Raw genomic sequence first — 16004 nt, 5'->3', positions numbered from 1 at the left:
GTTTGACTATTGCACAATACACACAAAACCTTTTGTCTATATCGAAACGAGAATCGGCATAAACAAAATCACACGCGGGGCAAATTGAGCAGATTGTCGTGCTTGCTTTCGTTAGGCATGGAACGCACATACTTCTCTCCCTTGAAACTCGTCATTTCTTCCAATGCAGGATAGGGGTAAATGTTGCCCCTGATAATCTTTCCTTGAACAAGCATGTCGTAAACTTGTTCCTTGGGATAAAACCCTTCCAATCCTTCTCCTGACAGGTAAATGGACTGGATATCTTGTTCATTTGGATAGGAAGGACTGCCGTATTTGAAATGAATCTTTGTCGCCAAAATCATAGTGGGACAATTTTACATGGATGATTTCCGGCAGTCTCCCTGAAACTGTATTACGCAATACATGCCCAGCGAGTTATTTGAATAATGGAATGAATCCAGGTTCAATTTCCCCCAGTGGGCACACTTGGCCTATTCCCATCAAATCCATATAGGGCAATCCAGGCTTCTTTATGGAACAATTTCCATGATCCATGCCTTGAATAACTTGAACCTGCTGTTCCTATTCCATTGATCATGAGTATTCCACATTCTTTCCATATCCATTTTATGTAAAAAACATGCCCTGGACAGTTGTCTTGGGAGAAGGATTCCCAACTCCATCGGGGGCTATCCGGACTCCGCCATGGTCAAATTAGACGGGACTCATCTATTCATCAGAAATGAAGTCCTATGTCCTTATTACTAAAATATCTCCATTCTTCCTATTGAGCTCAAAAACTGGCAGACAGCTGTCTTGGAGTACATGTTCCCAAATCCGTATGGGATAGACCAGGCTCCGTTATGGGCAAATTCCCTTGGGCATGTATCAGGTATACGGGAAAAAATTCCTTCTCCATTTATTTTATATATACATTGTATGAGACCATTTTTTGTATAATGAAATTGCTATCAGCATATTACAAAAAATAGTCTTTTGTGCATCAGGAAATACCCCGAAGAGAGCAAACAGCTTATTCTGAATAATTATCCAGAATAATTTGTAAGAATTAGCGGAATGCTCCCCTTGCTATAATACCGGACGGATACCCGGAAATTGTCTGCATGCCTTCAAATCCATTGAGAATTAAATTCCCTTGAACCAGATGTTCCTGCTGTTGGATTTGAACGGCCTTCCCAGTAGGAACATGCAGTACTTCATCCATCCGGTTTGATGGTGCCCCGGATCATAGTATTGCCTCCGAAGAAAATCCCTGTCCTGTAGCGTAACCGAGTCGTTTTCGCGGATTTTCAGTTCATCCAGCTTTCTCCTGATCTGGCAGTAATAAACGTACCTGGTTCCTTCTGTCAGTCCGGAACACCATTCAAAGAACTCTTTACCCCTGTATAGTAATATATTTTCAGGGACTCCCGGCTTCTTCTTCTCCTGGGTTGCCCAATATTCCCTGAGTTCCTTGACAAATTCATTCCATGGTTTTTGAGTGTATTTGTTTGGGATAGGATACCTCCCCCTCTTATTCTCCCTGTATTTGACAGGACCTTCGTTCAGGTAATTATTAATCCATCTATAGACAGTCGCAGGACGTATACCCAGTTTCCTTGCAATGGCCGGAACAGGATTTTCCCTCTTATAGAGCAATACCGCCTTCCTGCGGAGTTTTTCCCGTTCTTCCGCAGTCAGCTTCCTCGTGTCCTGCTTATCCGCCGGGACAAATGGCCGTTTCCTTTTCCTCATTTTACCTGCGAACATCCATACAGGGAACGGGCGAATGAATCAATAAGATTTTCATTATATCCTTATTATAAGGTATTTTAGAGGATGTATATTTCCATAATAAAAGAGCACTTAGGAATAAAAAGAACATTCGGATACTACGAAGAATGTTTATTAAAAATAATAATAAATTGATGGGTGTAACCAACACCCGTGTCACAAAAACCATCATCAACAATTCCAAACTCATTAACGCCAATCAAACGGCTGAGAAAATCGGAATGCTCAAAAAGGACATGAAGCAAGTAGATGCCGAGAACTTGTTGAACGCCCTCCCTCTCGTCCAGGAGAACGGAGAACTGGCGCCAATACTTCCTCCCAAGGAATACGTCTACTTCACCATTCCTGTCAACAAGGTCAAACACGGCCTCTACAGGATGCTGTTCAATCCCAATATCAAGGATGGTTCCCTCAACAAGAAAACCAGGACAAAGATCACCCCTATCTTTGAAGAGGCACTAACCAGCCTTGGCATTGAATCCATCCCGGTTCATCCCTGCATCCTCAAATCCTATAACTTGAATTCCATCTTCAAGGCTGAGACCAACTCACCGGCGTTCAAGGCTCTTATTGAAAATGCTAGGAAAAGAAAGCCAAATAACAAAACTGCTTTTGTTTCTGAAATTGCCGGCAAGCGTTTCGATAATGCATACAGCCAAAATGATGAGCATCCACGGGTTTACAACATGTTCACCCCAATGCCTTCATTTATCAGGAAGCATGTATTCAAAAATGTCTATGGAGTTGACATGGTGGAAATTGACCTGACCAATTCCATTGTTCAGTGCCTTGCTGCACGCGGCCAATGCATGAAAATGCTCGAAGCGATCAAAACCAATACCCTGCTTCCTACAGATCAAGACGAAAGGGAAGAAACCAAGGAGAAACTTATCACATGGATTTTCTCCCTGTTGTCAGGTACTGCCGATAAAAGATGGATTACCAGATGTAAAAACCAGTTGAGGGAATTCCTCACCGACGACTACTTCGATGAAATGGAATCCTTCATCAAGGCGATCGACGATCTGGAATCTTCCCATACCCTGTTCCACTACGAGGATATCCTCCGGGAGTTCTGCCGGAATCATCCAGTCTGCATCAGCCTCCATGACGCCGTGTACATACCGGCAGACAGGACGGACCTGATTGATTCGCTCAAACAAACCCTGGACGAACACAAGTACTACTACAAGGTCAAAGCCCTCTAGGATCATCCCGGAGAACGGCATGGATTCCCTCCTTCACTGGGGGGAATCTTTCCGTTTTAATAGCAACAAACCTTTCAGAAGAAGTGACGGTTCACGACATTGATTCATCCCAGCTGCCAGTCGACGGATTCCAGGTTTTCTCGAAAGAAGCCTTGGACAATAATGCTTCGCATGGAGGTAGCAGGAAAAACGAAATCCTTTGAACGACCTCTTTCAAATGAACCGGAATCCCGGAAAGCAGAGAGACGGGAAATTTCTTTAGAAAGGCAGTCCATTGCACCTCCTTCATTTTCAGGAATGAAGAAGACGTTATTATCAAAGAGGATGGAATATCCAGATGGCGCCTTTCAAAAGTAGCCTGGAGGGATCGGCTTAGAAGATTTCCTTCAAACGAATGATGGCTGGACAGAACATAAATGTCATAAAAATCCTTCATCCTGGAATTTTGAAGTCCCAGGAAAACCATGGCATGGAATTTTTCAGCAATAGCGCTTTCCCGTGTATATCCCTGCAACATGGGTGGATCCATATCCAGCGCCGTAGGAAAATGAATGGGAATGGGAGCCGGCAGAACAATATCGGAAAAGCCTATGTCAATCTTCATCCGGATTCTCATCCGTTCCAGATACCCGAAAAACAAAATGCGGCGTCCCCGGTAATCCGATTCCTGGGTTATTTCCATGGAAGTCACCGACTCTGGATCAAATGACAGCCCGTCATCCGGCACGGGTACGTCCAGAATCTTTTGAATGCACGCCTCAATGAATGAAGCGCTATTATCCAATTTGCCCAACAAGTCTATATCCATTGTTGCCCTTGCCTGTGGAACATTCCAGACGCGCAGCATAAGCGCTCCTTTGAGGACAAAACTATGTTGAAATTCAGATTGTCCCAGACGGTACAGGAATCTCTCCATCGCATAGTACTGAACGATTTCCTGGAAATTCCGTCCGCTTTTCCGAGACAGGTTGTAAAGCTTGTCTCTTATTGAAGCGGCCTTGTTGGCGGGATGTTCCTTGCTCATACGAGTGTTTCCAGATAAGGCATGATCGTTCGGGTAACTCCGCGAAGAGCGGCATATTCATGAATGAGGGGAAGATTGACGGGATGATTATTCGCGTACATTTTGAGGGCTTCCAGAAACACATCCATTCCGACCCTGTTCCTGAAACGGAACACGTCCACCAGAGTCTTTTCCATATTGTAGACTTTCAGAGGCACTCCTTGCATGTCATGTGTTTCAATGCCCGCTTCATAAATGGCATCACGAAACCGGAATGTGTGCACGAGTGGATAGGAAGACCTGGGAGCATTCCCCTGGTAAGGAATGGCAATATCAACCGCATGGGGAATTTGTGTCGTCATGTCATGGAATGAAAGCGCCGACACAAGGCAAATAACCGCAGCAGGATATCTCCTGGCAACCATGAGCATTTCCGGCTCGTAAGGCAGGCTTTCATCGTTAAGACAGTAAAAGCCTCGTCCCCATCTTCGGATAATCCCCATCTCCATATATTTCTGCAGCATTCTTGCGGTCATCAGCGCAGGAAGAAGTTCCCCCCGCCGGACAACTCCGCCTTTGTTACGGAAAAAATCTTTGATTGGAGCAGGGATAGTCATGAGTCAAAAGTACACACTTGGATGAATGATATGTGTACTTTTAGAACATTTGAAAGAACATGGCAAGTCGAAATTCTGGTCTCACCAGAACCATGCAGGAAGGAGTTGTTGGGCCAGAGATACCGGAAGATATACGGGGGAAGAGGTGAAAGGAAATGGCCTTCCCATGAAATTAAGAAGCATTTGTAATGAATAACTTACATAATGTCACCCCAAAAGCATCCATTTTCAGTCCAGTGAATTCGCTGTTAACCACTTATAATCAATAATTCGAGGCTTCGAATCCCTCCCTGTCCGCCATCAATTTTCCGCAATATGTTCGTAATGAGTATATTGCGGTTTTTGTTTGAAGAGACATGGGGAAGAAATGGGAAAATTTGATTGACAAATCCACAATGTCCAATAATTCTATTGTATTATAGAATATGGAAGGTAATGGAGATAAAAAAATTAATTTTTACTTATCTGTAAAAAAATTATATTTGTAATTATATATTATGTAGCACTGAATGTATTAGGTATTGTATTAATTATCATGGGGTTATTGTACCATTTAATTAGTTTTATTTCTTTTTTAAAAATATCGGATATCGCAATTATTGGAGGTATTGGAGCATCCTTAGTGGGTTGCACCATATTTTATATGAGAAAAATTTATAAATCGTGTATAAATCAAGTTTTTTTATCACCGGAAGTTGATCAGGAAAAAGAAGAAATTGGAGTTTTAGCTTACTATTTACTGAGACCAATATTTGCAATTGGATTTAGTTTACTAATTGTTCTATCGTTAAGAACTGGATTTCAGATAGTTACAATTATTGATGAAGAATTAAATAGTGGATACATCTATTTAGTGATGTTATTATCTTTTTTTGCAGGATTTTCTTCTGGAGATATCTTAAACTATCTAGATAAAAATTGTTTTGATAAAGTTACATCAATATTTAAATAAAGTTAAAATGGATAGAAAAAAAACGATAACAGAGCTAGAAGAACTTGCCTCTAAAGTTTTATCTTTGAAACAAGAAAGAGGACAAAGAAGACCTCTTTTAATAGAATTTTGTGGCAGTCCTAAATCTGGAAAGACCACTACCATTACTTCTTTAAATATTTTTTTAAAAAGAAATGGCTTCAAGACCGTTCTTTTGACCGAAAGAGCAAGCATTTGTCCTATCGAAAATAAAAGACATCCATTTTTCAATATATGGACATTGACATCTGCTATTTCAGAGATATTAGAAAATCTCGAACATGGTAAAGATAAAATAGATGTTATTATATGTGATAGAGGAATTTTTGATGCGTTATGTTGGTTTACATGGTTGAATACGTATCCTTCAAGAAAATCTCCTTATTTAGATGATGATTCATATGACATATTGACAAAATTTATACGGATGGACATATGGAGGAAAAATATAGATCTTATTTATGTATTTTCTGTAAAACCAGATACATCAATAGTTAGAGAATATTCGAATCTATTGACAGAAAAAAGAGGGTCGATCATGCAAGAAACGATACTCAAAGAATATAACGATTCGATAGGAAATTCTATTTCTAAATTTGGTTCTTTTTTTAGAAAAATTGAACAAATTACAACCGACACAGATGAAACTAATAATTTGCCAAATATTGTTAGTTATAAAGTTACAACTCAAATACTTAATAATCTACAAGATCTTTTGATAGAAAAAATAGGATATTTTGACGATACAATTAAAAATGCTATACTAAAGAAAAAAATACATGATGATTTATCTCTATTTTCAAGAAAAAAATTAAAATTTGAAAATAGAAATGTTGTCGAAGAGGATTTATCTTGTATACAACCAATTGTTATAGCTGTCATTACAAATAAAGAAAGGAATCAATTATTGATTGTAAAAAAGAATCCTAAAAAAATTTCTAAAAATTCACAAGAACGTGATAAAATTCTTTGTTATATAGGTGGTCATTCTCGCATTGAAGACCGTGATGATCCTAATGAAGATATATTTAAAACAATGAAACAAACTCTTCATAGAGAGATACAAGAAGAAATTGGAGAATCCTTATCGATCCGTGATTCTCGCCCTTTTATTATTTGTACTCCCGATGGTAAACGAAATGCGCAGCATTTCGCAATTTGTTATACTATAGAGATGGATTTAGAGAATAAAAAATTCAAACTTACATCGGATGAATTTACCATGAAAACAGGAAAATCTAAAAGTGGGCATATTGTAAATGTTAACGACGTTTATAAAATGAATATAGATACATGGAGTGAGGTTATTATAGAAAAAATATTTAAGATGAAAATAGATCTTGATTTATTCTGAAAGATGAGAGTCATTCTTCTGCTTCTAGAAAAAATTAAGAAGTCTATACATCAGATGTTAGAAATTACTTGGGGAGACTAAGAGAATAACCAGGAAGAACAAGCCATATAGTACCTTACAAATTTCTGATCTTTGTTCTATGATTGATTGTACAGGTTTTTTATTTTTTGTTGTTGCCAATTATCTTTAATTCCTGTAGAAAACTACTAGAATTAGTTGTCCTGAATTTCTTTTACTTCAAAAGATGAAACTGGTTTGTTGGACCATAGGGAAATGATTTTTTGAAAATAGCTTCGTATTGGAGGAATGTTGCCGATTTTCCGCTAAATCGTATGATGTTATTCTTGTTGGCAGAGGTAATTTATTTTGAATAACTTCAGGATCGTTTATAAGGATTCCAGAGGAATAGTGAGGATAAGCATACTCAAATCTGAAAAATTACCGCAAAAAATAATTTTTCCTTATGAATGACTAAATAGACTTTCTACTTTTTCCAATTGATACATTTTCTAATGGAGAAAAGGTTTCCATTTTTTACTGAGAGACAGGCATATTATGACTTTTATGAGGAATAATTAGGATTTCTTAATAATTCTATTCACTTATTCCGATGATATCAGTTTCAGGTTTCGGGTAGCCTTTATCTGCAATCCATTTTTTCGTTTCAGTCACCATTTCGGGGGTGACAGTGAAATCGTAATTAGCATAGTCGCCGACATGGAATTGTCCGGTTTTGAAGAAGCCCCATTTCTCGAAGAAGTCGGTCAGGTCGGTTTTTGTGACGTCGCAGCATGCTTTGATGAATTCGAACTGGTATTTGATGGTATCATTCCCTCCGTAGTTTCCCGCGTTGTTGCGCAGGTATTCCATGACGTCAGGGTAGAAGTCGGGATGCCCGTTTTCGGTAAAGTAGAGATGGAGTTGCCACAGGGGGACCAGCTTGTTGAAAACGTCCTTTGATTGCAGGTAGGCGATTTTTCCGTCGATGATTTCCTTGCGTGCTTTGTCGTAGCTGCCCTGGCGCTTCAAGCGGCTTTCGTTGTCTGTTTTGGCGGCGGCTTGCAGAGAAAAGATATTGTTGCTGACCTCCGTCATGCCGCCCCAGGTCATTGGGCGCATTTGCATGACGTGACCTACTTCGTGGGAGAAGCCCCAGCAGGCGTCGCCCTTGAGGACGTTTTCCGGATCGGTTACCATCCGCATGGTGCCGTTGTCTCCCAGGTAGGCGACTCCATCGCCATCGCGGAACATGTAGTAGTTGAAGTTCACACGGGCAAAGACGCGGTTTTTCGGGATTTTGCCGTATTTCTCAAGGCCCATCAGCTGGTATTGGATGCCGATCAGTTTGTCGTAGGCGTTGATCAGTTCTGTCCCGCGGTCGCTGGTGATTTTTTTCAGGAATTCAACCGGGTAGGCAACCTGGATGTATTTTCCCCGGGCGTCCATGATCGGAGAGACGGCTTGGTCAAGCAGGCGTACCCAGTCTTCATTAGTATCGCCCCGGGTGGTGTCAAAATAGCCGTTGGCCTTGCCCGTCACGAAATGGACGGGGATTTTTGGAGCCGTATCGGCATCATTGGTGAAGTAGCTGATGTAGGCGTTGGCGGGCGTTTCCACATCAATGATATTGATTCCTTCCTTGAGGGGAATTTGCTTTTTGTGCAGTCCCCAGCCGTTGGGGTCTTTCGTCGGCTGCACTCCTTCGGCCGGCTTGCGCATCAGGTTCGGGAGCAGGAGGCTGATTTCACGCCCATCCGTCTTGCCGACCAGCACGACGTGCTGCCCTTTTTCGAGGTAGACGCCCGTCATGTTGTCGTATTTGCTGAATCCATCTCCGATTCTGAGATTTTTGCCCGTCTGGCGGGGTGAGGGGAGGGCCTCGTATTCGGCATACAGGTAGTCCGGCTTGTAGTTGCCTGCCAGGATTTTGTCCGCGAGTTCCTTCATCGTGTCAGACTGGAAGGCGGAAGTATCCTTGACATCCTGTTTCAGGGCCGTGCAGGAGGTATCCTTGAATAGCTGGAGGTCATTGCCGATACTTTCCGGCGTATTGGCGGCAAATACCGTTGCGAGCGACAGCAGGGGAAGGGAGAGTAATGAAATGATCCGGTTCATAACAACGTGGGGAGTGAATGATTTTACGATGTTAGAAGTTACACTCTCCGTTTTCCTCTTCTTTCACCATTCCTCTTTTTACCGGCAAACGGAAATCCACCCGGCTTCAACACAAGGCCCGGGCTGTTTGATGAAGGGGAGCGCTTCAGTATGGTACTGTCAATCTTCTTTGCGTGTGATTTTGAAGGCTTCCATTGTTTTAATCCCTGGCCTCCCCCTGCTGCGGTTGCCGTGACAGGGGCATTCGCTGCTGTCATGCTTGAGCCATTTGCCTCGGGTGAAGCATTTTTCCCAGGTTCAGAACATGTTAGCGGGGCTTCCCAGTTCATGGCGTTCCATGGCGCTGGTTTCTCCTTGGGGACATTAAAGTTGTAACATGGTACACCTTTCCTTCTTCTTGAGAGTCTTATTCTTGAACGGAGAGGCTTCGATACTGTTTTAACAGGAGAGTAGCCTTCAACCGTTTTTCCAATTCCAGCTTCTGATGAAAGGGTCCTTCATTTTCCAAATCAGGTTATTGTTTTTGCGGGCTAACAAGCTGCTTTGGGTCAAGGCTACCTATTTTGCGCTACTGGCTATTATTACGGCTATTGCATCGATTTACCTGGGTGAGTTTGTACCATTTGATATTTTTCAGAAGATCGGAGCCGATACGGTCGATACGATTTTAAATATCCTGGCTTCAAGCATGCTGGCGGTTACGACTTTTTCTTTAACCACGGTTGTTTCCGCCTATGCAGCGGCTACGTCAAGCGTGACACCCAGAGCCACCAAGCTGTTGATGGAAGATTCTACTGCCCAGAATGCACTTTCCACGTTCATCGGGTCCTTCATTTTCAGCCTGATTGCGATCATCTTTCTGAATTCCGGCATGTACGACCAGAAAGGAAGAGTCGTGTTGTTCGTTGTCACCCTGGGAGTGATTGCCATTATTCTGGTTACGCTCATCCGGTGGATTGAGCATTTATCCCGGCTTGGCCGGGTGGGCGAGACTTCAGAGCTTGTGGAAGGGGTCACACGGAAAGCGTTGCTGGCACGCGCCAAGGAACCCTATCTGGGGGCTAATCCGCTGGTTGACCGGGAGCTTGATATTCCGGAAAATGCCGTTCCCGTCAGGAGCGATCAGACAGGCAATATCCAATATATTGACATGGAGAAGCTGGACCACCTTTCCAGAGATAAGGATCTTAATATTTACGTTGTTGCGCTGCCGGGGGATTTCGTTTCCGTTACCTCGATTCTGGTTTATGCTGACAAGCCTGTGTCAAATGAAACCCGGCGTGAACTGCTTGGAGCTTTTGTGATTGGCCATGAGCGCAATTTTGAACAGGATCCCAGATTCGGATTGTGCGTACTTGCTGAAATTGCCGCCCGGGCCTTGTCCGCGGCCGTCAATGATTACGGAACAGGGATTGATATTATCAACCGGGGCGTCCGGTTGCTGACGAATTACGCCCAGGCGGAACGCCATGCCGAGGTGAAGCATGAGAGAGTCTGGGTGCCTCCTTTAACTGTCTCCAATCTGTTTTCGGATATTTTTGCCCCTATCCTTCGGGATGAAGGAGGCATTACGGTTATTGACATCAAGCTGTTGAAGGCTTTTGCCGAGCTGTATAACCTGGATAACGGGCAATTCAAGGAAGAAGCCCGGAAATACTCCCGCCAGTGCTATGAACATGCGCTTAGAACCGTAGTGCTCGACGAAGACAGGGAGACGCTGAAAAAGCTGGTTATTGATTAGACCGTTGGTTTCTCCGTGAGAAAGGGAAATCCGGCCAAAACCGAGCGGGCTGAATTTTGAAGACAGCGTGAAGTTTCCCAAATGCCTGGGGTCGTAACAAAGGATTTATTTCCGGGCAGACTTCGTTGGTGAAAATCGGCCCGGAAAACGGAAAGGCTCCCGACATTTTTATTTCATCAATGGGGGCAGGCCGCAGCTGTTTCGTGTTGTTATAGCTGATGGTTAATGTTTTAGAATGCCGCCTTTTCAGGGATGATCAAGTTTCATCGTTTCCTGATGATTTCTTCCCCGCATGGAAATTTTAATGAGTACCCGGCCGTACATGCTCATGATGGCGTGGTCTTATTATGAAGATGAATATATGTGTCCGTTCCGGGGTGCTTTTCTGTCTATTGATGGCGGGTGTCCCTTGTAGTTATGCTCAGAAGCCCGTTTTAACGGACTGGAATTACCTGCCGTCCTATGGGTAGTCGCTTTCCGTAGGGTGGACGGCCAAGCCGGTCGTGACCACGGAGCAGAAGGACGGAAATTTGATGTTCAAGGGCGGCGTGCGGCCTTTTGAGGGCGGCAATGACCGGAGCGCCGCCGTTCCTCTGGTGGAGAGAGTTTCTCCGGACGGCGCCAGGGGGGAGACGCCCGTTTCCGGAGCATCCGGTAATTTCATGCACCTGCTGAAGAAGCGCGATGCCGGAAAGGCCGACAGGGTCCGGTTCCTCTGCTCTGCCGACGGCGTGGGAGGCGTCAGCATCGGTGTTCTTTCCAAAAGCAACGCTCCCTATCAGCGCATTCTGGATGATTTGACAGCGGGCCGCGAGCTGGCGGACAAGGCTGGAAAGACCTTTTCCATGCCTTGTTTCCTGTGGACGCAGGGGGAAACCGACCAGCAGGACAGAAAAACAAGGGAATGGTACAAAGAGAAGATGCGCGCTGATTCAGGATATTGACGCGGACGCCAAGGCCGTCACCGGACAGAAGAATGACGTGCTGTGCTTCGGGTACCAGGTTTCTTCCCACCTCAATTATTTTGTCCAGAATCCCACGGATTACCCTGTCATTGCCGTGGCCCAGCTGGATCTGGCCCTGGAGAAGGACAGCCGGTACATCATGGCCACGCCCATGTATCATTTCACCTATAGCGACGGGGTGCATTTGACGGCTCCCATGTTCCGTCTTTACGCGGAGTATGCCAGATACGTCATGTATAAGGTGATGGTGGAAGGCGTGAAATGGAAGCCCATCCATCCCGTCGCCCATGCCATCGGCAGGAAAGGGCAGGACTGGACGGTAGGCGTAAAGTTTTTCGCGCCTGTGCCTCCTCTGGCGCTGGATACCAGGACGATTCTTGATCCGGGCAATTACGGTTTTTCCCTAGTGAATAGCCGGGAAGAGCCTCTGGAGATTAAGTCCGTCAGCTTGAACGGTAAAATGTTGTTCGCATTGTAATATCATCAGACCCTTCCAGCAGCCGCCTCCGGTACGGAATGACCTTAAAGGAGAAGCTTCCCTCCGGTCCGCGTACCGGCGCGCGCGGGTGCCTGCGGGATTCCCAGGGGAAGAAGGTTAAGACCCGGATTCAGGATGTCGTGCACCGCATGGATAACTGGTGCCCGTTTTTCGATTACCCCCTGGAATCCCGGGGCAGGATGAACAAGACGGATTCCAGGTAGATTTCCATAAGGCGGCCGGAGCCGCTTTTGTTCCTTTCTTCCTGCATGGTTTACCCATTCCTTCTGAAAGACATGGAGTTCCTGTTCTGGTTTTAGTAGCCCATACCCCAAATTGGAGTCGGTTCAAATGAGAGAATTCTAAGGCCTGGTTAGCGTTTGTAGATTGTTTGTCCAGCGTATAGTTTAGAAAATAAGAAGGATCGAGAATTTTTCCTATTGCTGTTGCAACTTGTCTCATTCTAAGCTGGCCGGACTTTTCTACGAACGAGACAGCCAATGAAAGCAAGCAAGCCAAGCATGGAGGTCGAAGGCTCCGGAATAGCATCACGCACCATGCCGTTGAGCCGTATGTTGCTAATCGCCAAACTTTCCTCAACATCTTCGGTCGTGTTGGCAAAAGCAATTCTGAATGTGACTTCGTTTATGTTGCTATAGGTTTGACTCCAGGAAGTTAAGTCGAAAGATACACTTTGATCAAAAGTTTTGAATCCTGCATCTGTTCCAACATTAATGACGCCTCGCTGGCTTGTCAGGCCAAGAGGTATCCAATCCTCTCCGCCTATGTTGGCGAAAATTTCAAATCCGAACCGTGAAGTTACTGTTGTCGGTTCCAGGACAGCCGCTCCCCAATCAAATGTAATGTTATATAAATCAAGGGATTTTCCTCCTTCTGCCTTGGTTGAAAATTGAATATATGATTTGTCATAGTGGGGGGTGTCGCTCGGCGTTGTATGATCATTGAACAGGGCCCAATAGTTGCCATTGCCACCCGATACGGTTGGGAAGTTGATCATATCCAGATTTCTGCTATAGGTGAATGAAGTGATGGCCCCCTCATAAGTAGTCATCTGGCTGCCTCCCGAAGAGTCAATGCCGGGTACTGTGGCAGCGTGGTTATAAGGGCTTGGCTGCCCGTCAAGGAAATGGGACAGCAACTCGGCTTGAACCGAGCTGCAAGCTGCAAATGCCACCAGAATGAGGAAAAAGTTTTTCATTGAAAATATTTTTTACTGTTTATGTTAAAGTAAGTTCTGGTGAAAATGTTCGATATCATCTGTATGTAATTTAAATGAAGGGGTTTATTTTATTCTGCACAACACTTTTCCCTATGTCGGCACAAAGCGACTAACATATTAAGTTTCTGTAGCTCAATAGACAACACAGTTTTTGGAATAGACATTAACGCGCTTTTTTCCGCTTGTTCAGGATTGTCATACGTTCTTCCGAAATTGCCGTGTGGCCTCGGTCGATATCCGATTTTGTAACTTGGCGGATATTCCATGATTGATCATCTTTTCCGCAGAAGTCGGCCCCGTTAGACAGGCAGAACCGTGCCGAGTGCGTCCAGTTGCCTATTCTCTAATGATTTCGATAAAGATCAGCATTTTATCCCCTCTGTTCCATGAAGCTTCAAATGCCTGTTTCATCTGGGAAAGCATCCATTATGTCCATTTAAATTAATTCCATTGCCGACTTTGAAAAATACCCCATATTTGTAGTAAGGTGATACGGGAAAGTTGCCGCCCCCATGACAATAAAGAAGCAGACAGCATGCAGAGCCTGTTGTTTTACAGAGGTTTCAGAAGGAGCCGCAGTCTCTTCTTGTCCGTCCGCACATTCTTCATTCTTGAGCAGACATTCGGCACGGTTTGCAGAGAAGCGTCTTATTTTTCCTTCCGGGGAAGGTTTCCTTGCCCGGACGGAATGCGGAAGAAGGAAGGTTTTTCATTAGAAGAGCGGCGTTTTCCCGAGATGAAGAAATTATCCGGTTTGGAATAAGAACTGGAGACAGGGACCATCTGTACCTTGCGGACAGGCACAAGATATTTTATTCCTTCCCGTTTGATTTCCAATGGAAATGGATGAAACCATATGGCAGGCTTCATCCCTTGGCGGCAAATAAACAACCGTTTTTACCCAGTCTGCATTCCCGTTGGAACGGTTTCCTCGGAAAGAAAACTTATGCCAGTTACGGCATCTATTTCGGGAACGGCGTTTTAGGCCTGCATTTTTGCAATGCGTTCAATCAGTTCCATGCACATACGGCCGTTGTGGTAGGGGCCTTTCCAGGCGTTTACTCTGAATTCGTTGTCTCCGTCCTGGGGATCCAGGTCTCCTCTGGAGAGCCATTCCCGGAATTTGCCGTCGCTATGGTCGGAGACATAGTTCCTGATGTAGTCGACTACGTTCATTGTCAGCGCCAGATATTTGGGATCACCCGTCAACTGGAAGGCATTGAAGAAGCCGATGACCGCTTCACTCTGCACCCACCAGGACATCTGACGGTCTACGAGTCCGTGCTCGTTGGCTTCTGCATACAGGCCTCCTGTGTCCGGGTTGATGCCGTCCGCGCATGCATCGGCAATCCGCACGGAAATCGGCTTGCATTTTTCCACCAGTTCCTTGCCTCCGTAAGCTTCGGCGGCTTCCGTCAGCAGCCAGGCGCCTTCAATGTCGTGGCCGAAGGAAAACAGGGTATCCGTTGATTTCCAGTCATCAGTCATGTAGGGCTTGTAGTGGAAGTATTCCTGGTCCAGCAGCTTGTTGGTCATAATGTCAATCAGTTCGCCCACGGTTTTCCTCAGCTTGGGATCATCATCCACGAGCATCAGAGTCGTATAACTTTCAATCATGTGCAGATGGGTGTTGAGCGCCTTGGATCCCAGGGAAGGGTCCGGAATATTGAAGCTGTCATCCCGCCTTTTCCAATCCCGGGTAAAGGTTTCAAAGTATCCCCCGTGTTTGGGATCCAGGGCATGTTTTTCCAACGCTTCATACATGTCCCGGGCCAGCTTCAGGCCGTCTTTGCTGCCGCTCGCTCTTGCCAATTCCGCTCCTCCATAGATGATGAAGGCAATACCGTAGGGGTATTTTGACTCATCCGCGGGGTTGCCCTGGGCGTCTACTACCCAGTAGGCTCCTCCGTATTCCTTGTCTACAAAGTGTTCCTTGATGTAATCCTTTGCATGGTTGGCCATTTCCAGATAGCGGGGATCCTTCAGAATGCGGTAGGCGCTTGCAAACGTCCACATGAGTCTGGCGTTGAGCACAATGGAGCGGTCGGCGTCCTTGACCGGTTCAAGCGTCCTCAGAACGGCTCCGTAAAAACCGCCTTTGGGGGCGTAGTCATAATTGATATAAAAATCCAGAATGTCTTTCAGTTCCTGCCTGGACCATTCATCCAAAGATTGCAATGTTTCCTTAGTTTCCATCGTTGTGTCTTTCGTTACATTTCATGGGCATCCCGTTTATTGATGCCCCCTGTTTCCCGGCTGCAAGTGCATTGCCAACGGAGGATCTCCATCCGGGTGGGGAAGGACGCAGGCTGTTGCACGCATCAACGTTTTTCGTTTCTCCTGAAAGGGTTACCGCCGGGACTGGGAACATGGCATGTCTGCATGTTCGTATTGGTTTTGACAGGTTCCATATTTTCATGTTGAGAATATGACCTCTGGACAAAAGGTTCCGTAGGGGAGGAATTCCTTGTCTCAGGATTTCTTTTAACGGATGTTTAAGGCGTACATGGCCGGAACGGCATACGGACGGATTTTTC

Annotated in this window: 14 protein-coding genes; 7 read left to right on the top strand and 7 right to left on the bottom strand. The window is 44.9% G+C overall.

Features of this window, described 5'->3' with window-relative positions; translation table 11 throughout:
- Positions 1-68: 68 nt before the first annotated feature.
- Together V3C19_RS11520 and V3C19_RS11515 are read right to left on the bottom strand one after the other, a co-directional pair.
- On the bottom strand, positions 69-344 hold the full coding sequence (locus V3C19_RS11520; protein WP_102722133.1) for a DUF3892 domain-containing protein: 276 nt from the start codon (positions 342-344) through the stop codon (positions 69-71).
- 784 nt (positions 345-1128) lie between these two features.
- On the bottom strand, positions 1129-1752 hold the full coding sequence (locus tag V3C19_RS11515; protein WP_295934252.1) for a helix-turn-helix domain-containing protein: 624 nt from the start codon (positions 1750-1752) through the stop codon (positions 1129-1131).
- Between the two features lie 158 nt (positions 1753-1910).
- Here V3C19_RS11515 and V3C19_RS11510 point away from each other — a divergent pair, with 158 nt between their 5' ends.
- Positions 1911-2984, top strand: a complete 1074-nt coding sequence (locus V3C19_RS11510) for a hypothetical protein (RefSeq protein WP_330937104.1) — start codon at positions 1911-1913, stop codon at positions 2982-2984.
- 91 nt (positions 2985-3075) lie between these two features.
- On the opposite strand, the gene V3C19_RS11505 is transcribed toward V3C19_RS11510, so the two are convergent.
- Positions 3076-4008, bottom strand: a complete 933-nt coding sequence (locus tag V3C19_RS11505) for a nucleotidyl transferase AbiEii/AbiGii toxin family protein (RefSeq protein ID WP_295934255.1) — start codon at positions 4006-4008, stop codon at positions 3076-3078.
- Positions 4005-4604 (bottom strand): hypothetical protein, encoded by a 600-nt coding sequence (locus V3C19_RS11500; protein ID WP_295934257.1) that lies wholly within the window; start codon positions 4602-4604, stop codon positions 4005-4007. Before V3C19_RS11500 ends, V3C19_RS11505 begins: the two co-directional genes overlap by 4 nt.
- Before the next feature lie 535 nt (positions 4605-5139).
- Between V3C19_RS11500 and V3C19_RS11495 the strand changes: the two genes are divergently transcribed.
- Positions 5140-5556, top strand: coding sequence for a hypothetical protein (locus V3C19_RS11495; protein WP_330937103.1), 417 nt, complete (start codon positions 5140-5142; stop codon positions 5554-5556).
- A gap of 7 nt (positions 5557-5563) precedes the next feature.
- Positions 5564-6928 (top strand): hypothetical protein, encoded by a 1365-nt coding sequence (locus tag V3C19_RS11490; protein WP_330937102.1) that lies wholly within the window; start codon positions 5564-5566, stop codon positions 6926-6928.
- Between the two features lie 594 nt (positions 6929-7522).
- Here the strand turns inward: V3C19_RS11490 and V3C19_RS11485 are convergent.
- A complete protein-coding gene (locus tag V3C19_RS11485; RefSeq protein WP_295934262.1) occupies positions 7523-9043 on the bottom strand; it encodes a M60 family metallopeptidase in 1521 nt (506 codons plus the stop codon).
- Positions 9044-9527: 484 nt separating this feature from the next.
- Between V3C19_RS11485 and V3C19_RS11480 the strand changes: the two genes are divergently transcribed.
- From V3C19_RS11480 to V3C19_RS11465, 4 genes are all read left to right on the top strand, one after another.
- Complete coding sequence (locus tag V3C19_RS11480) at positions 9528-10784, top strand: DUF2254 domain-containing protein (protein WP_295934265.1); 1257 nt, start codon at positions 9528-9530, stop codon at positions 10782-10784.
- 503 nt (positions 10785-11287) lie between these two features.
- Positions 11288-11728, top strand: a complete 441-nt coding sequence (locus V3C19_RS11475) for a sialate O-acetylesterase (protein WP_295934267.1) — start codon at positions 11288-11290, stop codon at positions 11726-11728.
- A gap of 37 nt (positions 11729-11765) precedes the next feature.
- A complete protein-coding gene (locus V3C19_RS11470; RefSeq protein WP_295934269.1) occupies positions 11766-12227 on the top strand; it encodes a hypothetical protein in 462 nt (153 codons plus the stop codon).
- A 38-nt stretch (positions 12228-12265) separates the two neighbouring features.
- Complete coding sequence (locus tag V3C19_RS11465; protein ID WP_295934270.1) at positions 12266-12451, top strand: hypothetical protein; 186 nt, start codon at positions 12266-12268, stop codon at positions 12449-12451.
- A 239-nt stretch (positions 12452-12690) separates the two neighbouring features.
- Here V3C19_RS11465 and V3C19_RS11460 read toward each other — a convergent pair whose 3' ends face one another.
- Both V3C19_RS11460 and V3C19_RS11455 read right to left on the bottom strand, forming a co-directional pair.
- On the bottom strand, positions 12691-13446 hold the full coding sequence (locus V3C19_RS11460) for a hypothetical protein (protein ID WP_295934272.1): 756 nt from the start codon (positions 13444-13446) through the stop codon (positions 12691-12693).
- Positions 13447-14448: 1002 nt separating this feature from the next.
- Positions 14449-15663: an AGE family epimerase/isomerase gene (locus V3C19_RS11455; protein ID WP_130083313.1), complete on the bottom strand. Its 1215-nt coding sequence runs from the start codon at positions 15661-15663 to the stop codon at positions 14449-14451.
- Positions 15664-16004: the final 341 nt, after the last annotated feature.

This window comes from Akkermansia sp. AE01SA01 (genome assembly GCF_036417395.1).
In the GTDB taxonomy this organism is placed as follows: domain Bacteria; phylum Verrucomicrobiota; class Verrucomicrobiia; order Verrucomicrobiales; family Akkermansiaceae; genus Akkermansia.
This window is presented reverse-complemented; position numbering and strand designations above follow the sequence as displayed.